A 19,086-nucleotide genomic window follows, 5' to 3' on the forward strand; every position below is an offset into this window, starting at 1 on the left:
ATGTGGCCGCTACGATAGCGGCCGCTCGAACGCGCCCTGTAACCGGCGCAAGGATGGATTGAATGACGAAACTCAGCGGCGGCGACTCGAAGAGCACGCTCTATTGCTCGTTCTGCGGTAAATCGCAGCATGAGGTGCGCAAGCTGATTGCCGGGCCGACGGTGTTCATCTGCGATGAATGCGTCGAACTGTGCAACGACATCATCCGCGAGGAAACGAAGTCCGCGCTAGTCTCGAAGAAGGACGGCGGCGTCCCCACGCCGCAGGAAATCTGCGACGTGCTCGACGATTACGTCATCGGGCAGAAGCAGGCCAAGCGTGTGCTCTCGGTGGCGGTGCACAACCATTACAAGCGGTTGAACCACGGCGCCAAGGGGGCCGATGTCGAACTCGCCAAGTCGAATATCCTGCTCGTCGGCCCCACCGGCTGCGGCAAGACGCTGCTCGCGCAGACGCTGGCGCGCATCCTCGACGTGCCGTTCACGATGGCCGATGCAACGACGCTGACCGAGGCCGGTTATGTCGGCGAGGATGTCGAGAACATCATCCTCAAGCTGCTCCAGGCATCGGATTACAACGTCGAGCGGGCGCAGCGCGGCATCGTCTATATCGACGAGATCGACAAGATCAGCCGCAAGGCCGAAAATCCTTCGATCACGCGTGATGTGTCGGGCGAGGGCGTCCAGCAGGCATTGCTCAAGATGATGGAGGGCACCGTTGCCAGCGTGCCGCCGCAGGGTGGCCGCAAGCATCCGCAACAGGAATTCCTCCAGGTCGACACGACCAACATTCTATTCATCTGTGGCGGCGCCTTCTCGGGGCTCGAAAAGATCATCGGCGATCGCCTGCAGGGCAAGTCGATCGGGTTCGGCGCGTTTGTCGCGTCGCCCGAGGAGCGCCGCACCGGCGAAGTGCTCAAGTCGGTCGAGCCCGAGGATCTGCTCAAATTCGGGCTGATCCCCGAATTCGTCGGCCGTCTGCCAGTCATCGCGACCCTCGAGGATCTCGATATCGACGCGCTGGTCAAGATTCTGACCCAGCCCAAGAATGCGCTGGTCAAGCAATATCAGAAGCTGTTCGACCTCGAATCGGTTGGCCTCGGTTTTACCGACGACGCGATGGTCGCGGTGGCCCGGAAGGCGATCGATCGTAAGACCGGTGCGCGCGGGTTGCGCTCGATCCTCGAAAGCATCCTGCTCGATACGATGTTCGAACTGCCGGGTATGGACGGCGTCGATGAGGTGATGATCGACAAGGATGTGATCGAGGGCCGCAAGGAGCCGATCCGCGTCTATGCCAAGAAGGAAAAGGCCGGCGACGCGGCGTAGGCATTATCGCAGCGTTATCGCGCGAAAGATAAGAGGGCGCCGATCTCACGGGATCGGCGCCCTTTTTCTTTTCGTCATGCCGGACGTGTTCCGGCATCCAGCCATCCGCAAGCGCTGGCGTTCGGGGCGCGTTGGTCCCGTGACGAGCGGTACGCAAAAAAGGGCGCGGGAGCGCGCCCTCACCCCATCGCCTTCGCCAGCCCCTTCGACAATTGCAATGCGCCGTTGAGGCGGCTCTTGGGGTCGTTCCATACCTTGGTGATGACGAGCTTGCTGTCGGGCCGCAGCTTGGCGACGCCCTCAAGCCGCGCCACATAACCGAGCAGACCCTCGATATTGCGCGGCGTATCGTCGTGGAACGAGACCAGGGCACCACGCGGCCCCAGTTCGATCCGCGCGATGCACGCCTTTTTGGCGTTCTGCTTGATCTCGATCAGGCGGATCAGATTCTCGGTCGGATCGGGGAGCTTGCCGAAACGATCGATCATCTCGGCGGCGAAGGCCTCGAGTCCGGCCTTGTCCTCGACCTCATTAAGGCGGCGGTAGAGCCCCATCCGCAGATCGAGATCTGGGACGTAATCGTCGGGGATCAGGATCGGTGCGTCGACCGTGATCTGCGGCGAGAAATCGCGCGGTCGCTCGAGGAGGCCACCGGCTTTGGCCTCAAGGATCGCCTCTTCGAGCATCGACTGGTAGAGTTCGTAGCCGACCTCCTTGATATGTCCCGATTGCTCGTCGCCGAGCAGATTGCCCGCGCCGCGAATATCGAGATCGTGGCTCGCGAGCTGGAACCCCGCACCAAGGCTGTCGAGATCGGACAATACCTTGAGGCGCTTTTCGGCCCCTTCGCTCATCAGCCGGTCGGGCGTGGTCGTCAGATACGCGTAAGCGCGCGTCTTGGCGCGTCCGACCCGCCCGCGAAGCTGGTAAAGCTGCGCCATGCCGAAGCGATCGGCACGGTTGATGATCATCGTATTGGCCGAAGGGATGTCGAGCCCGCTTTCGACGATCGTGGTCGAGACGAGGACGTCGTAATGCCGGTCGTAAAAGGCTGACATGCGTTCCTCGACCTGGCTCGGCGCCATCTGCCCATGGGCGATGATGTAGCGCACCTCGGGCACCTGCTCACGCAGGAATTCCTCGAGGTCGGGTAGATCGGCGAGGCGCGGGGTGACGATGAAGCTCTGTCCGCCGCGATAATGCTCGCGCAGCAACGCCTCGCGCATCACCACCGGGTCCCACGGCATCACATAGGTTCTGACCGCGAGCCGATCGACTGGCGGGGTCTGGATCACCGATAGCTCGCGCAGCCCCGACATCGCCATCTGCAAGGTGCGCGGAATCGGCGTGGCGGTGAGCGTGAGCACGTGGACATCGTGCTTGAGCGCTTTTAATCGCTCCTTATGGGTGACGCCGAAGCGCTGCTCCTCGTCGACCACGACCAGCCCGAGCCGCTTGAACGCCAGCGATTTGCCGAGCACCGCGTGCGTGCCGACGACGATATCGATCGTTCCATCGGCCAATCCCTCGCGCGTCGCCTTCGCCTCATTGGCGGGCACAAGGCGCGAGAGGCGACCGATCTTTAACGGGAACCCTTCGAAGCGCGTGACAAAATTCTGATAATGCTGGCGTGCGAGCAAGGTCGTCGGGCAGACGATCGCGACCTGCATCCCCGCCATGGCGGCGACGAAGGCGGCGCGCAGCGCGACCTCGGTCTTGCCGAAGCCGACGTCGCCGACGATCAGCCGGTCCATCGGCCGCGCTGCGGCGAGATCGGCGAGCACGTCGGCAATCGCCCGATCCTGATCGTCGGTTTCGGCGAAGGGGAAGCGATCGACGAAAGCGGCATAGCCCTGCGTGTCGGGCTCGGCGACCTCGCCGGGGCGCAGCGCTCGCTCGGCGGCGATCGCGATCAACTCGCCGGCGATCTCGCGGATGCGCTCCTTCATCCGGCTTTTGCGCCGCTGCCATGCCTCGCCGCCAAGCCGATCGAGGCTCGCGCTTTCCTCGCTCGAGCCGTAGCGCGACAGCACGTCGATATTCTCGACCGGCACATAGAGCTTGTCGCCGCCCGCATATTGCAGCGCGACGCAATCATGCGGGCTGGTGCCGACGGGAATCGAGGTCAGCCCCTCGTACCGACCGATCCCGTGATCGAGATGGACGACGAGATCGCCGGGCGTGAGCGTCGCCAATTCGGCGAGGAAGGCATCGGCCGATTTGCGCCGCTTGGCCCGGCGCACGAGGCGATCACCGAGCATGTCCTGCTCGGTGAGCAAGGCGATATCGGGTGTGGTGAAGCCATGATCGAGCGGCAGCACGATCAGCGCGACATGCGTGTCGGCCTTGCCCAGCGCCTCGTGCCAGCTATCGGCGTGGCGCGCATTCTTGAGGCCGTGTTCGGCGAGCAGCCCCGTCAGGCGCTCGCGCGCACCGATCGAATAGCTGGCAAGGATGGTCTTGGTGCCGTTCTTGCACAGCACCGCCAGATGCTTGGCGACGGCTTCATAGATATTGGCGCCGCTCGCGCGTTCGGGCGTGAAGTCGCGCGCGTTGTCGACCGCGAAATCGAGTACCGTCGTGCTTTCGGGTTCGTGGAAGGGTGTTGCGAGGTGCGCGGGCGTGGCGGCGATCCGGGCCGCGGTTTCCTCGGCGGTCAGATAGAGCGTATCGGCGGGGAGCGGGCGATAGCTGCCGGGATTGCTCGATTGCGCACGCACACGGTTGGCGTGGTAATCGATGATCGCCTCGAATCGGCCTTCGTCGGCGGCAGGAACGCCAGGGGCACGGACGACGATTGTGCCGGGGTCTAGATGGTCGAACAGCGTCGCCATCTTGTCTTCGAACAGCGGCAGCCAATGCTCCATCCCAGCGAGCCGGCGCCCGTCGGAAATCGCCTGATAAAGCGGATCGCCGGTCGCGGTGGCGCCAAAGCGCTCGCGGTAGCGGCTGCGAAAGCGCTTGATGCTGTCCTCGTCGAGCAGCGCTTCGGATGCCGGGAGCAGGGTGAAGCCATCGACCCGGCCGGTGGTGCGCTGGTCGCCGGGATCGAAGGTGCGGACGCTCTCGATCTGGTCGCCGAAGAAATCGAGCCGCAGCGCATGATCCTCGCCGCTCGGAAACAGATCGACCAACCCGCCACGCACCGCAAATTCGCCCGAATCGGCAACGGTATCGACGCGGACATAGCCGTTCGCCTGCAGCAGTTCGGCGAGCCGATCACGCCCGATCCGCTCGCCGGGCGCGAGTCTGGCGACGAACTGACGGATACGAAAGGGCGTCAGCGTCCGCTGGCCGACCGCATTCGCGGTCGTGACCAGCAATTGCGGCCCGTTGGCGGGTTGCTGGAGCCGATGGAGCGCGGCCAGCCGCTCGGCCATCACCCCGAGCGTGGGCGAGGCACGGTCGTAAGGAAGGCAATCCCAGGCGGGATAGGAAAATACGTCGAGCTCGGGCGCGAACCACGCCGCGGTCGCTGCCATCGCACGCATCTCGCCCTCGTCGGCAGCGATGAAAACGGCGCGTGTGTGCGCCGCGCGTGCCAGGTCGGCGAGCAACCAGGGGAGGAAGCCGGTGGGGGTGCCGGACAGCGTCAGCGGTTGTTTGGCGGCAAGGATTTTCGATAGATCGGGCATCAATTACTCGTCATGCCGGACTTGTTCGGGCATCCGGGGTGCCGCCAAAGCCATAGGGTTCGTGATCGTGACGGGGGCCGCCCTCCCGAGTGGGTCGGGAAGGCGAAGTGTCATTCGGCGATGGGCACGTAGCCCATGGCTTTCATCTGTGCCATCATCGGCCCGTCGAATTGCGACGGCACCGCGATCGAGCCGATCGCCCAGCCCATGATGTCGACATCCTGCTCCTCGAGCAAAATCTCGTACCAGGCGATCTGTTCGTCGTTCCAGCTTGCACTATGGGCGTCGAAGAAGCCGCCGATCAGCAGGTCGGCTTCTTTGGTGCCGCGATGCCAGGCGCGGAAACGGAGGCGTTTAAGACGATGGTCTCGATTCATCTGGGTTCCATGGGCAAAGCACCGGCGGGCGCTGGCGGCAACCGTCGGCTCAGGGTAGAGCGTGGTGATAGTCATGCGGCCACAAATCCTCAATCCGCTGTTCGCCGAGATCACCGCGCTGAAGGGCGTGGGGCCCGGCCTCGCCAAGCCGCTCGATCGGCTGGGGATCGCGCGCGTGCTCGACGCGGCGTTTCATCTGCCGACGGGATTCGTCGATCGCGTGCCGCGTGACGATCTCGATGCCGTGGATGTCGGTCGCACGATCGCGATCACACTGACACCGATCGATTATCGCGTGAGCGCGGGGCGGGGGCCGACGCGCGTTCATGCCACCGACGCGCACGGCAATGCCGTGAGTCTCGTCTATTTCGGCGGCAGCTCGGGCTGGGTGAAAAAATTGCTTCCGCTGGGCGAGGCGCGCCGCGTGTCGGGGCGGCTCGAACAATATGGGCAGGAATTGCAGATCGTCCATCCGGACTATGTGCTCGCGCCCGAGGAGGCCGCCGACCAGCCCGAGCGCGAGGCGATCTATCCGCTGTCCGAAGGATTGACCGCGAAGCGGATGGGGCAACTCGCGCGCGCGGCGGTCGAGCGCGCGCCCGAATTGCCCGAATGGATCGAGCCGGGACTGAAAGACCGTCATGGCTGGCCCGACTGGCGTGACGCGCTGACGCGGATTCACGCCGATCCGTCCGATGCCAAGGCGCGGGGACGGCTCGCTTATGACGAGGTGTTCGCCAACCAGCTCGCGCTGATGCTCGTGCGGGCGGCATCGCGATCGCGCAAAGGACGCGCGCTGGCCGGCGACGGGCGGCTGCGCGCGATGCTCGCCTTGCCTTATGCGCCCACGGGCGCACAGGCGCGGTCGATCGCCGAGATCGAAGGCGATCTGGCGCAGGCGCAACCCATGCTCCGGCTGCTTCAGGGCGATGTCGGCTCGGGCAAGACGCTGGTCGCGGCGTGCGCGATGCTGATCGCGGTCGAGGCGGGTGCACAGGCGGCGTTTCTCGCGCCGACCGAAATCCTCGCGCGCCAGCATTATGAAACGTTGCGCAACCTGCTGGCAGGGCTGCCGATCAACCTCGCGATCCTCACCGGGCGCGACAAGGGCCGGGCGCGCGAGGCCACGCTCATGGGGCTGGCCGATGGCTCGATCGACATTCTGATTGGCACCCATGCGATTTTCCAGAGCGCGGTGACGTATAAATCTTTGGGGCTGATCGTGGTCGATGAGCAGCATCGCTTCGGCGTCGCGCAGCGGATGCTGCTGACGCAAAAGGCCGAGCATCCGCCGCATCTGCTGGCGATGACCGCAACCCCGATCCCGCGCACGCTGACGCTGGCGCAATATGGCGAGATGGATCAGAGCCGGCTCGACGAGATGCCGCCGGGCCGACAACCGATCGAGACGCGCGTCATTTCCGAAGACCGGCTGGGCGATGTCGTCGAGGCGCTTGGCCGCCACATCGCCACCGGTGGGCAGGCCTATTGGGTATGCCCGTTGGTCGAGGAGAGCGAGAAATCGGACCTTGCCGCCGCCGAGGATCGCGCCGCGACGCTGCGCGCGCGCTTCGGGGACAGGATCGGACTCGTCCACGGGCGGATGAAAGGGCCCGAGAAGGACGCGGTGATGGAGGCATTCGCCGGGGGCCGGATTGGGGTGCTTGTCGCGACCACGGTGATCGAGGTCGGGGTCGATGTGCCCAACGCGACGCTGATCGTGATCGAACATGCCGATCGCTTCGGCCTTGCCCAACTTCACCAGTTGCGCGGCCGCGTGGGGCGGGGGAGCGGAGCCTCAAACTGCCTGCTCATCCGTGGTGGCCAGTTGAGCGAGACCGCGCGCGCGCGGCTGGCGCTGCTGCGCGATACCAATGACGGCTTCCGCATCGCCGAGGAGGATCTTCGGCTGCGCGGGAGCGGTGAATTGTTGGGCACGCGGCAATCGGGCGAAGCGATGTTCCGGCTCGCCGATGCCGAGATGCTGGGGACGTTCCTGCCGGTCGCGACCGACGATGCGCGCCTGCTGATCGATCGCGACGGGGGGCTCGCCGGCGACCGTGGCCAGGCCGCCCGCACCGCGCTCTATCTGTTCGAGCGCGATGCGGGGGTCGCCTTGCTGCGGTCAGGTTAGGTGCTTCACCAGATCCGGACGCGCTCCGCGGGCGCGAGGTACATCTTCTGCCCCGGCTTGACGTCGAACGCCTGATACCAGGGATCGAGATTGCGTACCGTCGCCGCGCGCTGCTCGCCCGGCGCATGTTCGTCGGCGAGCAATTGTGCGCGCAGCGCGGGTTCGCGATATTTGGTCCGCCACACCTGCGCCCAGCCTTCGTAGAAGCGCTGATCGCCGGTCGTGCCGTCGAGCACCGGCGCGGGCTTGCCGTCCAGCGAGCGATGATAGGCATCGATCGCGACCGTCAGCCCGGCAAGGTCGGCGATATTCTCGCCCAGCGTCAGCCCGCCCTTCACATGGAGCCCCGGCAGCGGTTCATAGGCGTCATATTGCGCCACGAGCTTGTCGGTGAACACCTTGAAGCGCGTGACATCCTGCGGCGTCCACCAATCGGCGAGCGCGCCGTTCTTGTCATACTTGCGGCCCTGATCGTCGAAATGGTGGCTGATCTCGTGCCCGATCACCGCGCCGATGCCGCCGTAATTGACCGCCGGATCGGCCTTGGGATCGAAGAAGGGCGGTTGCAGGATCGCGGCCGGAAAGACGATCTCGTTCATCGTCGGGTTGGCATAGGCGTTGATCGTCATCGGCGTCATGAACCACTCGCCGCGATCGATCGGCTGGCCGAGATGGTTGAGCTTGCGCTGATATTCAAACCCGCGCGCGCGGGCGACATTGCCGACGAGGTCGTCACGCTTGATCTGGAGCGCCGAATAATCGCGCCACGTATCGGGGTAGCCGAGCTTGGGAGTGAAAGCGGCGAGCTTTTCGTGCGCCTTGGCTTTGGTTTCGGGTGCCATCCAGTCGAGCTTGTCGATCCGCGCGCCCATCGCCGCGATGAGGTTCTTCACCAGTTGATCGACGGCGGCCTTGGCTTCAGGCGGAAAATATTTCGCGACATAGACCTTGCCAATCTCCTCGCCCATATTGCCGCTGACGGTCGACACGCCGCGCTTCCAGCGCAGCTGTTGCTCGGGCGTACCCGACAGCGCGGTGCCGTAGAAGGCGAAATGGGCATCGTCGAACGGTTTGGACAGATATGAGGCGTAGCTGTTGAGCAGCTTGAGCGTCACATAATCCTTGAGCACCGCAAGCGGTGCCGCCGCGAAGGCTTTGGCTTCGCCCGCGACCGCGCTGGGCTGGCCGACGAGATACGCCGCCTGACCATCGATTCCGGCGGCGGCGAGATAGGCTTGCCATGGGAAACCGCCCGCCTGACCGGCGAAGTCGGCGGGTTTCCAGATGTTGTAATTGAGGTCGGCGTCGCGGGTCTTCACATTGTCCCAATGCGCGGTCGCGAGGGCCTTCTCGAAGGCATAGACCGCATCGGCGCGTGCCGCGGCGTTGGCCTCACCCGCGAGCGTGAGCATCTTGGCGAGATATGCCTTATAGGCGGTGCGCGTCGCGTCGAGTTCGGGGCTGTCCTTCAGATAATAATCGCGGTCGGGCATCCCCAGCCCCGCCTGATACATCGTCGCGATGTACCGATCGGGATGCTTGTCGTCCTGGCCGATGCGAAGTGTGACCAGGCCACCGACGCCGATCCTTGCCAGCCTGGCCATCTCGGTGGCCAGCGCGGTCTTGTCGCCGGCTGCCTTGATCGCCGCGAGCCACGGTTTGACGGGCGCGACCCCCTTCGCGTTGACCGCCGCCTCGTCCATGAAGCTCGCATAGAAATCGCCGATCTTCGAGCCCGGCTGCTGTTGCGCCGCCTCAAGGATGCCCTTGGTACGGTCGAGCGAGAGATCCTGAAGCGCGTGGAACATGCCGTAGCTCGATCGATCGGCCGGAATCGTCGTTTTGTCCTGCCAAATGCCGTTGACGTAGCGGTAGAAATCGTCGCCGGGCATGACGCTCGTTGCCATCCCCGCGCGGTCGATCCCGAAATCGCCGAGTTGCGCGTGATTCGCGGTGGCGGGCTGGACCGGGCCGATCGCCGCCTTGGCGAGCGGGTTTTCGGCGGGCGCGGTTTGCGCACCGGCGAAGGTTGCGATCGCGGCGGTGGCGAGCAGGGAGGTGACGATCAGCGAGTGGCGCATGGGACATCCTGGCTACAGAGAGTGATGCCGTGTCTTAGCCGGACGATACGCGCAGTCAAACTTGTAACGAATGCAATGATCTCGCCGTGGCCGGCGAGATCGGCTCAGCCGCGATCGCGCAGCAGCCGGCCCTGTTCGCGTTTCCAGTCGCGTTCCTTGATCGTCTCGCGCTTGTCGTGCGCCTTCTTGCCCTTGGCGAGCGCCAGTTCGACCTTGGCACGGCCGCGGGCGTTGAAGAAGATCGACAGCGGCACCAGCGTCATCCCCTCCCGCGCCACGGCACCGTGCAATTTATTGATCTCGCGTTCGTGGAGCAGCAGCTTGCGTGGCCGCCGGGGTTCGTGGTTGAAGCGGTTGCCGTGGCTGAACTCGGGAATGTTCGAGTTGACCAGCCATACCTCGCTGCCCTTCACCTCGGCGTAGCTCTCGGCGATCGAACCTTCGCCGAAGCGCAGCGACTTCACCTCGGTGCCGGTAAGCGCGATTCCCGCCTCGTAGACGGTCTCGATCGCATAATCGAACCGTGCGCGCCGGTTCTCGGCGACGGTTTTCACTTTGTCGAAGGTGGCGGGTTTCGGGCGGGACATGGGAGGCGGGATGTAGAGGCCGCGCGCCCGATAGGGAAGGGGCGACAGCATCACAAACGCCCTCGCCCCGGCGCAGGCCGGCGTTGATGCCGGGATAAGCCGAAAAAAGCCGGGTCGCGACCGATGCGGCGATGCCCCGGCTTGCGCCGGGGGCGGGATCAGATCAGCCCGGCATGGTCGAGCGCCGCGTCCACGGCCTTTCGGCTTGCCTCGCCCGGCCATGTCATCGGCAGGCGCAGCGTCTCGGGAAAGCCGGGACGCACGCGCGTCATCGCGTATTTGACCGGCCCCGGCGAGGCATCGGTGAACAGCGCATGGTGGAGCGGGTAGAGCGTGTCCTGCAAGGCGAGTGCCCTGGCGTAATCGCCTGTGGCGCACGCCGCCTGGAAATCGGCGCACAGCCGCGGCGCGACATTGGCGGTCACCGAGACGCAGCCCTTGCCGCCCATCGCCATGAAGCCCAGAGCGGTATCATCGTTGCCTGAAAGCTGGCAGAAATCGGCGCCCGCCGCTGCGCGCTGCGCCGAGACGCGGGCGAGCGCGCCGGTGGCGTCCTTGATGCCGACAATCGTGGGAAAGGCGTGCGCGAGCCGCCCGATCGTCTCGACGGCGATGTCGGTCACGGTGCGGCCGGGGACGTTATAGAGCACGATCGGCAGATCGCAGGCGCCGACCACAGCCTCGAAATGGCGGAAGATGCCGTCCTGATTGGGGCGGTTGTAATAAGGCGGCACCATCAGCGCGGCATCGGCGCCGGCTTCTTTCGCGGCCTTGATGTTGTCGATCGCGACGCGCGTGTCGTTCGAGCCCGCGCCCGCGAGGACGAGCACGCGGCCGTTCGCCTGATCGACGCAGGTGCGTACCACGCGGAAATGCTCGTCCTTGGGCATCGTCGCGGCTTCGCCGGTGGTGCCGCACGGGACGAGGGCCGCCGATCCTTCGGCGATCTGCCAGTCGACGAGATCGCGAAACGCTTTCTCCGCGAAGCCGCCCGATGCGTCGAAAGGGGTGACGAGGGCAGGGATCGAACCGGAGAACATGGCAACTCCTCGGCGCTGAATCGCTCTTGATTCGGCGTGTTTCAGGTAAAGATGGGTGGAGACAAATAGGAGCGGATGGCATAGCCTGTCCACATGGTAGCCGCGTTGAAGATCAGCATGCTCGCCGTCGCCTTGTCGGGTGCGGCGGTTTCCGCCCAGCTTACGCCCGAACAGATGCGGTGGTACGCCACCCAGCTCAACAGCGTGATGCCGCAATCGGCGCCCGCCAATATCCCGGCGGACCCGCTCGCCGAGGCGCTGCTGCAGTGGAAGCGTTTCCAGCAATCGGACAATTTCCCGTTTGAAAGCTATGCCGCTTTCCTGACCGCGCACCCTGGCTGGCCGGGCGAGACCGCGATGCGCCGGGCGGCCGAAAAGGCGATGAACCCCGCCGGCGGCTGGTCGCCCGCCGCGGCGGTCGCCTTCTTCCGGAAATATCCGCCGCTCTCGAACGCGGGCAAGGTGCGCTTTGCCGAAGCGCTGATGGTGACCGGCGACCGCGCCGGCGCGCTTGCCGCCGCGCGCGACGCCTGGGTGTCGGGGTCGCTCGCGACGGTCGACGAGGCCAAGGTGATCGGCGGCTTTTCAAGCGCGCTGACGCCCGCCGATCAGGACGCGCGGATGGACATGCTGCTGTGGCAGGGCGCGACCGCCGCCGCGCAGCGCCAGATCGCCCTGGTGACGCCTGCCAATCGGCCGCTGTTCGCGGCGCGGCTCGCTTGCCAGACCAAGACGGCCGATGCGGCGATGCTGGTGGGGCAGCTTTCCGATGAACAGCGCCGCGATCCCGGGCTGATCGCCGATCGGGCGTCGTGGCTGCGCGATACCTCGCAAAGCCCGGCGGCGCGCGCGCTGCTCGCCCAGCCGCACCGGCTGAGCAAACGGCCGGCGTCGGTGGCGGCATGGTATAAGGTATTGCTGACCAATGCGCGGGCGGCGGCGGCGGACGGCCAGTATCTGCTGGCCTATCAGATTGCGAGCCAGGTCGACGATGCCTACCCCGACGGGGTCGATCTCGAGGCGCAATCCTATGCCGAAAAGGATCGCTACACCGATCTGGTCTGGCTCGCGGGGCGGGCCGCGTTCGACAAACTCAACCGGCCGCGCGACGCGCAGGCGATGTTCGATCGCTATGCCAAACCCTTCCCCACGGCGCATACGCGCTCGAAGGGGCTGTATTGGGCCGGGCGGTCGGCGCAGGCGGCGGGCGATGCCGAGGCCGCGAACGCCTTTTACACGCGCGCCAGTGCCTTTGGCGATGCCTTTTACGGCCAGCTTGCAGCCGAACGGCTGGGCAAGCCGCTCGCGCCGCCGCAGCGGTTGACCGCGGTGACGGTGCCGATGACCGACCGCGCGGCGTTCTACAATCGCGAGGTCGTGCGCGCGGCGCAGTTTCTTGGGCAAGCGGGCGATCACGACGATCAGACCGCGTTCGTGCGCCAGATCGCCGCCGATGCGGCAACGCTGACCGATCACCGGCTGACCGATGAATTGTCGCGCACGCTGGCTCGCCCCGATCTTGCCGTGATGGTGGGGCGCAACATGCTCGCCGACGGATCGAACGATTACAATGCGGTGGGCTATCCCAGCGTCAAGCTGCCGGGCGCCCATCAGGACGATTTCACGATGATCCATGCGATCGCGCGGCAGGAAAGCCAGTTCGATCGCGCCGCGGTGAGCCATGCCGGCGCGCGCGGGCTGATGCAGTTGATGCCGGGCACCGCGCGCGAGGTCGCCAATCGGATCGGGCTCGATTATCAGCCGTCGTCGCTGACGGTCGATACCGACTACAACATCCAGCTCGGCTCGACCTATTTCAAGCGGATGTACGCCAATTACGGCAGCTATCCGCTGGCGGTCGCGGCGTACAATGCCGGGCCGGGCAATGTGAACAAATGGCTGGCCGCGAACGGCGATCCGCGCACCGGGGCGGTCGATATGATCGCGTGGATCGAAGCGATCCCGTTCACCGAGACGCGCAATTACGTCCAGCGGGTGCTCGAGAATGCGGTGGTCTACGACCTACTCGAGCCCGCCAGGGCGCGGTCGCGCGGGCCGGCGCGGTTGAGCTGGTACCTCGGCAAGTCGACGCCGGGCTAGGGCGGGATGACGGACCGCCCCAATTACATGACGCCTGCCGGTTTTTCAGCACTGCGGGCCGAATATGATGCGCTGTTCGGGACCGAACGACCGCAACTCGTCGAGACGATTTCGTGGGCGGCGGGCAATGGCGATCGTTCCGAGAATGGCGATTATATCTACGGCCGCAAGCGGTTGCGCGAGATCGATCGGCGGCTGAGCTGGCTCGCCCGGCGGATGAAGGCGGCCAAGGTGGTCGATCCCGCGCGGCAACCCGACAAGGCGCGGGTGTTCTTCGGCGCCACCGTCACGATCGCCGACGAGGATGACAACCATCGTACGCTGACGCTGATCGGTGACGACGAGGCGGATGCCGGGGCCGGACGGGTCGGCTGGAACGCGCCAATCGCGCGGGCGCTGCGCGGGGCGGCGGTGGGCGATGTCCGCCGGGTGACGCTGCCCGCGGGCGAGCGCGACTATGAAGTGATGGCGATTACCTATCCGAACGATTGAGGACATGCGATGGCGAACGACACCAAGGCCGGCAATATCGCGCTGCTGATCGATGCCGATAACGCCTCACCCCATGCGCTCGACCCGGTGCTGACGGTGCTCGCCGAACTCGGCACGGTGAACATCCGCCGCGTTTACGGCAATTGGCGCAAGCAGGCGCTCAAGACCTGGGCCGATCTGACGCTCAAGCACGGGATCGAGCCGCACCAGCAGTTCGATCTGACCAAGGGCAAGAACGCGACCGACATGAAGATGACGATCGACGCGATGGATTTGCTCTACACGCGGCGCGTCGACGGCTTCGGGATCATGTCGTCGGACAGCGATTTCATGCCGATCGCGATGCGCATCCGGCAGGACGGGCTGCCGGTTTACGGCTTCGGCACGAGCAAGACGCCCGAGGCGTTCAAACAGGCGTGCACGCGTTTCATCGATGTCGCCGCGCTCGGCAAGGCGGGGGAGGGCGCTGCCGCGGCCGAATCCGTGCCCGCCACGGCGCGCGAGAACGAACCGCGCGGCAAGCACGAACCGATCGGGCCCGATCTCGTCAAGCTGCTGATCGATGCCTATAACGCGGCGAAGCGTGACGAGCGCGGATACGTCAGCCTGACCGATCTCGGCCGCCGGGCGGGCAACCGATCGAGCTTCGATGCCCGCAGCTATGGTTTTTCGCGGCTTTCGGAACTGATCGAGGCGGTGCCCAATTTCCAGGCCGAACGGCGCGATGGTCAAACCTTCGTGAAACGGGTACGCTAAACGCTCCGTAACGGTCCGTCGCCGTCAGGGCTCGCCTGACGGCGGAAGCGGCTTAAATCACGATGAACGGAGCATCTGTCGTCTGCCGCGCTTTGGCCAGCCCGCTAGGGTCTGCTCGCCGGGCGGGTCGCCGGCCGTGGTTCGTGGAACAGAGAGTAAATGACGGTAACACAGCGTATCCTAGTAACAGGTCGCGTCCAGGGCGTCGGCTATCGGAACTGGACGATGGGCGCGGCGCGCGATCTCAAGTTGCGCGGCTGGGTTCGGAACCTCAACGGCAGCGATGTCGAAATCCTCGCGACCGGCGACGAGGAAGCGATCGCGGTATTGGTCGAGGCGTGCCATCAGGGCCCGCGGCTGGCGCAGGTCGACCGCGTCGATGTCCAACCCGCCGAGGATACCGGCTGGAAGGGTTTCACCAAGCGTTTCGGCGGCTGAGCGGCGCGGGGCGGCCGGAACCGCCCCGCGCGAACGATCAGAGCTGATCCGGTTCTAATTGAACCGGATCGTCCCTAGATTATCTTTTGTTTGCCGTGATTTCCGAGTCGCCAGATGATTCCATCTGGCTTGAAATCACTCTAACGCGTCAGCTTCTTGTACTGGAGGCGCGTCGGGCGATCGGCGGCGTCACCCAGGCGGCGGCGCTTGTCCTCTTCATACGCCTCGAAATTGCCCTCGAACCATTCGACATGGCTGTCGCCCTCGAACGCGAGGATGTGCGTGCACAGGCGATCGAGGAAGAAGCGATCGTGGCTGATGACGACCGCGCAGCCGGCGAAGCTTTCCAGCGCCTCTTCGAGTGCGCGCAGCGTCTCGACGTCGAGATCGTTGGTCGGTTCGTCGAGCAGCAGCACGTTGCCGCCCTGCTTGAGCATCTTGGCGATATGGACGCGGTTGCGCTCACCGCCTGAAAGCTGACCGACCTTCTTCTGCTGATCGGTGCCCTTGAAATTGAACGCGCCGACATAGGCCCGCGTGCCCAGTTCCTGCTTGCCGAAGCGAAACACTTCGAGCTTGTCCGAAATCTCTTCCCACACATTGTTGTTGGGATTGAGATCGTCGCGGCTCTGATCGACATAGCCGAGCTTGACGGTCGAGCCGACCTTGATCTCGCCGCTGTCGGGCTGTTCCTGCCCGGTGATGAGCTTGAACAGCGTCGATTTACCGGCGCCGTTGGGGCCGATCACGCCGACGATCCCCCCCGGCGGCAGGTTGAAATCGAGATTTTCGAACAGCAATTTGTCGCCATAGGCCTTGGACAGGCCCTTGGCCTCGATCACGTTGTTGCCGAGCCGCTCGGGGATCTGGATCAGGATCTGCGCCTTGCCGACGACGCGGTTTTCCTGCCGGGCGACCAGTTCGTCGAACGCACGGATGCGCGCCTTGGACTTGGTCTGGCGCGCCTTGGGGGTCTGGCGCATCCATTCGAGTTCGTCGCGGATCGCCTTCTGCTTGCCGGCTTCCTCGCGTTCCTCCTGTTCGAGCCGCTTGGCCTTCTTTTCGAGATAGCCCGAATAATTGGCTTCGTAGGTGTAATAACGCCCACGATCGAGCTCGAGCACCCAATTGACGACGTTATCGAGGAAATAGCGATCGTGGGTCACGAGGATGACGTTGCCGGTATATTCCTTGAGGAAATTCTCCAGCCACTGGACGCTTTCGGCGTCGAGATGGTTGGTCGGTTCGTCGAGCAGCAGGATATCGGGCTTTTCGAGCAGTAGCTTGCACAAGGCGACGCGCCGCTTTTCACCGCCCGACAGATTGGTCACCGGCGAATCGCCGGGCGGGCAGCGCAGCGCTTCCATCGCGATTTCGAGTTGGTTGTCGAGACTCCAGCCGTCGACCGCGTCGATCTTGGTCTGGAGATCGCCCATCTCCTCCATCAGCGCGTCGAAATCGGTATCGTCCTTGGGATCGCCCATTTCGGCCGAGATCGCGTTGAAGCGCTCGACCATCTGGGCGACCGGGCCGGCCCCCTCGCGCACATTCTCGATCACGGTCTTGTCCGGATTGAGTTGCGGTTCCTGCGGCAGATAACCGACCTTGACCCCCTCGGCGGCCCAGGCCTCACCGGTGAAATCGGGATCGATCCCGCCCATGATCTTCATCAGCGTCGACTTGCCCGAGCCGTTGGGGCCGATGATCGCGATCTTCGCCGAGGGCAGGAACTGGAGATGAATGTTGTTGAGAACGGGCTTGCTCGCGCCCGGGAAGGTCTTGGTCAGACCCTTCATCACATAGGTATATTGGACGGCCATGGCCGGGGAAACCTCGTTGCGTGTTCTGATGCGGGAAAGTTGCCGCGCACATAGCGATTGGCAGGTGCGTTGGCAAACGCGCGGACGTTTGTTACGCCTGCAACGATGATGAAAATCGCCTTGTCCGCGATCGCCGCCGTGATCGCTTCGCCCGCCGCCGCGCAGACGCTGCCAGCCGGCCAGATCACACCGGTAGCCGCTGACGTCGCGGCGTTGCGCGACGCGGCGCTCAAGGATGACATCGCGTGGGATATCGTCGAGGGGCTGACGACCGAAATCGGGCCCCGCCTTGCAGGCACCGAGGCCGAGGCGCGTGCCCGCGCGTGGGGCGCCGCCAAGCTCAAGGCGCTGGGTTTTCAGAATGTCCGCATCGAAACCTATCAGATGCCGGTCTGGGTGCGCGGCGAGGAGCGCGCGGAGGTCGTGTCGCCCTTTCCGCAGCCCTTGCGGCTGACCGCCCTGGGCAATTCGGGGGCGACGCCCGCGACAGGCCTGACCGCGCCGATCGTGTATTTCCCGACCTTCGGCGATCTCGTCCGTGCGCCCGAAGGCAGCCTCAAGGGCAAGATCGCCTTTGTCTCGCACGCGATGGCGGCGACCCAGGATGGCAGCAGTTACGGCGCGTACGGCGTGGCCCGCTTCGTGGGGCCGGGAATCGCGGCGAAAAAGGGCGCCGCGGCGATCGTGATACGCTCGATCGGCACCGATCGTGGGCGCGGACCGCACGCCGGGACGACCAATTTCCCCGATGGCGTCACGCCGATTCCGGCCGCCGCATTATCGGTGGCCGATGCGGAAAATCTCGAGCGGATCGTCAAGCGGGGCAAACCTGTCACGCTCAAGCTGGTGCTGACACCGCGCCAGACCGGCAACCATGAATCGGGCAATGTGGTCGCCGAGGTTCCGGGCAGCGATCCCGATGCGGGGATCGTGCTGATCGGCGGGCATCTCGATAGCTGGGATCTCGGCACGGGGGCGATCGACGACGCCGCCGGGGTCGCGATCACGGCTGCCGCGGCCAAACGGATCATGGCCGCGGGCCAGCCGCGGCGTACCATCCGGGTGGTCTGGTTCGGTGCGGAAGAAGTCGGCGGGTTCGGCGGCGAGGCCTATGCCAAAGCGCATGGCGACGAACGCCATGCGATTGCCGCCGAATCCGATTTCGGCGCCGATCGGGTCTGGCGGTTCGAGACCAATCTGCCGGCTAGCGCGGCGACTGTCGCGGACCGGCTTCAGACGGCGCTCGCACCGCTCGGCATCGTGCGCGGAACGGGGGTTGGCGGCGACGGCGCCGATGTCGAACCGATGATGGCCAGGGGAGTGGCGGCGATCGACCTCAATCAATCGGGGTTGCGCTATTTCGACTGGCACCACACGCCCGAAGATACGCTCGATCGGGTCGATCCCGAACAGCTTCGCCAGAACGTCGCGGCATGGACGGCGATGCTTGCGGTGGTGGCCAATGCGCCTGAGGAAATCGGGGCCGTAACCCCGCGCAAATGAGGCAGACCGATGGCCGAAACATTACGCTGAGATGAATTTGCGATTGACGGGAGGGTGAAGAGCGCTATTTGCGGTCCCCTCGCGACGGCACGGGCCGGATGCGAAACGTTATTTTTTCTTGGGAGCATTCGGATGAAGAAGATTGCCTTTGTCGTCGCTGCCGCCGGCCTGATGACCGTGGCCGCGTGCAACAGCAACCCGGCCGCGGACGCGGTTGAGAACAACGCGGACGTCGTCGCCGACAACCTCGAAGCATCGGCCGACAACCTCGAAGCCGCTGCCGGTGATACCGCGAACGCCGTGGTTGCCGACACGCTCGAGAACGCTGCCGACAACGCCAATGCGGCCGCGGACAACGTTCGCGACGCTGCGGATGCGGCTGCCGCCAACGTCCAGTAAGCTTTTCGGGCTTCGGCCCGGAAGTTGATGGAAAAAGAGGGTGCCCCTTCGTGGGGCGCCCTTTTTTATTGCTTCTGCCACGGCGCCGCAAACGCATCTTCGCCTCGATAGGACGCAACCGGAGCCGTACGATGCGGCGGCGATGGTGAGATCACGATAGGGTGAGCGTTATGGCCGGCCCGGTGCACCTGCTTGCAGAAGCGTTGGCGCTGCCCGTTCGATCGGGGCGCCGCCGCGACCGCCGCTGTAATGGCGTGGAATTGCCAGCATAATGGTCGGGAAGAGAGGATTCGAACCTCCGGCCCCTGCCTCCCGAAGGCAGTGCTCTACCAGGCTGAGCTACTCCCCGACGGAGTATACACGCACGCTCCAGAACGGGGCGGGTGGATCGGCTGG

Annotated in this window: 14 protein-coding genes and 1 tRNA gene; 8 read left to right on the forward strand and 7 right to left on the reverse strand. The window is 65.0% G+C overall.

Going from position 1 to position 19,086, the window contains the following annotated elements; all coding sequences use genetic code 11:
• Positions 1-62 precede the first annotated feature (62 nt).
• On the forward strand, positions 63-1,328 hold the full coding sequence (gene clpX / locus NFE57_RS10140; RefSeq protein WP_252135465.1) for an ATP-dependent Clp protease ATP-binding subunit ClpX: 1,266 nt from the start codon (positions 63-65) through the stop codon (positions 1,326-1,328).
• A 179-nt stretch (positions 1,329-1,507) separates the two neighbouring features.
• Here clpX and mfd read toward each other — a convergent pair whose 3' ends face one another.
• Entirely contained in the window at positions 1,508-4,963 is a 3,456-nt protein-coding gene (mfd, locus tag NFE57_RS10145) for a transcription-repair coupling factor (protein ID WP_252135466.1), read from the reverse strand.
• Positions 4,964-5,073: 110 nt separating this feature from the next.
• Positions 5,074-5,340 carry an FAD assembly factor SdhE gene (locus tag NFE57_RS10150; RefSeq protein ID WP_252135604.1) on the reverse strand — a complete coding sequence of 89 codons (267 nt, stop codon included), beginning with the start codon at positions 5,338-5,340 and terminating at the stop codon, positions 5,074-5,076.
• Positions 5,341-5,413: 73 nt separating this feature from the next.
• Here NFE57_RS10150 and recG point away from each other — a divergent pair, with 73 nt between their 5' ends.
• A complete protein-coding gene (recG, locus tag NFE57_RS10155; RefSeq protein ID WP_252135467.1) occupies positions 5,414-7,474 on the forward strand; it encodes an ATP-dependent DNA helicase RecG in 2,061 nt (686 codons plus the stop codon).
• Between the two features lie 5 nt (positions 7,475-7,479).
• Here the strand turns inward: recG and NFE57_RS10160 are convergent, their stop codons facing one another.
• From NFE57_RS10160 to dapA, 3 genes are all read right to left on the reverse strand, one after another.
• Complete coding sequence (locus tag NFE57_RS10160) at positions 7,480-9,555, reverse strand: M13 family metallopeptidase (protein WP_252135468.1); 2,076 nt, start codon at positions 9,553-9,555, stop codon at positions 7,480-7,482.
• A gap of 104 nt (positions 9,556-9,659) precedes the next feature.
• The gene (gene smpB / locus NFE57_RS10165; RefSeq protein WP_252135605.1) at positions 9,660-10,142 is read right to left on the reverse strand and encodes an SsrA-binding protein SmpB; all 483 of its coding nucleotides are present in this window, start codon (positions 10,140-10,142) and stop codon (positions 9,660-9,662) included.
• A gap of 158 nt (positions 10,143-10,300) precedes the next feature.
• Positions 10,301-11,182, reverse strand: coding sequence for a 4-hydroxy-tetrahydrodipicolinate synthase (gene dapA / locus NFE57_RS10170; RefSeq protein ID WP_252135469.1), 882 nt, complete (start codon positions 11,180-11,182; stop codon positions 10,301-10,303).
• A 93-nt stretch (positions 11,183-11,275) separates the two neighbouring features.
• On the opposite strand from dapA, the gene NFE57_RS10175 reads away from it, so the two are divergent.
• The 4 genes from NFE57_RS10175 (at position 11,276) to NFE57_RS10190 (ending at position 14,968) form a co-directional block, all read left to right on the forward strand.
• Positions 11,276-13,282 carry a lytic transglycosylase domain-containing protein gene (locus tag NFE57_RS10175; RefSeq protein WP_252135470.1) on the forward strand — a complete coding sequence of 669 codons (2,007 nt, stop codon included), beginning with the start codon at positions 11,276-11,278 and terminating at the stop codon, positions 13,280-13,282.
• A 6-nt stretch (positions 13,283-13,288) separates the two neighbouring features.
• Positions 13,289-13,774 (forward strand): transcription elongation factor GreB, encoded by a 486-nt coding sequence (greB, locus tag NFE57_RS10180; protein ID WP_252135471.1) that lies wholly within the window; start codon positions 13,289-13,291, stop codon positions 13,772-13,774.
• A gap of 9 nt (positions 13,775-13,783) precedes the next feature.
• Positions 13,784-14,530: an NYN domain-containing protein gene (locus NFE57_RS10185; RefSeq protein ID WP_252135472.1), complete on the forward strand. Its 747-nt coding sequence runs from the start codon at positions 13,784-13,786 to the stop codon at positions 14,528-14,530.
• Between the two features lie 159 nt (positions 14,531-14,689).
• Entirely contained in the window at positions 14,690-14,968 is a 279-nt protein-coding gene (locus NFE57_RS10190; protein ID WP_252135473.1) for an acylphosphatase, read from the forward strand.
• A 140-nt stretch (positions 14,969-15,108) separates the two neighbouring features.
• Here the strand turns inward: NFE57_RS10190 and ettA are convergent, their stop codons facing one another.
• Positions 15,109-16,788: an energy-dependent translational throttle protein EttA gene (ettA, locus tag NFE57_RS10195; protein WP_252135474.1), complete on the reverse strand. Its 1,680-nt coding sequence runs from the start codon at positions 16,786-16,788 to the stop codon at positions 15,109-15,111.
• A 105-nt stretch (positions 16,789-16,893) separates the two neighbouring features.
• On the opposite strand from ettA, the gene NFE57_RS10200 reads away from it, so the two are divergent.
• Positions 16,894-18,291: a M20/M25/M40 family metallo-hydrolase gene (locus NFE57_RS10200; protein ID WP_252135475.1), complete on the forward strand. Its 1,398-nt coding sequence runs from the start codon at positions 16,894-16,896 to the stop codon at positions 18,289-18,291.
• Between the two features lie 132 nt (positions 18,292-18,423).
• Positions 18,424-18,690, forward strand: coding sequence for a hypothetical protein (locus NFE57_RS10205; protein WP_252135476.1), 267 nt, complete (start codon positions 18,424-18,426; stop codon positions 18,688-18,690).
• 272 nt (positions 18,691-18,962) lie between these two features.
• Here NFE57_RS10205 and NFE57_RS10210 read toward each other — a convergent pair.
• Positions 18,963-19,039, reverse strand: a tRNA-Pro gene (locus NFE57_RS10210).
• Positions 19,040-19,086 lie beyond the last annotated feature (47 nt).

Origin of the sequence: Hephaestia sp. MAHUQ-44 (assembly GCF_023806085.1) — a bacterium.
In the GTDB taxonomy this organism is placed as follows: Bacteria; Pseudomonadota; Alphaproteobacteria; order Sphingomonadales; family Sphingomonadaceae; genus Sphingomonas.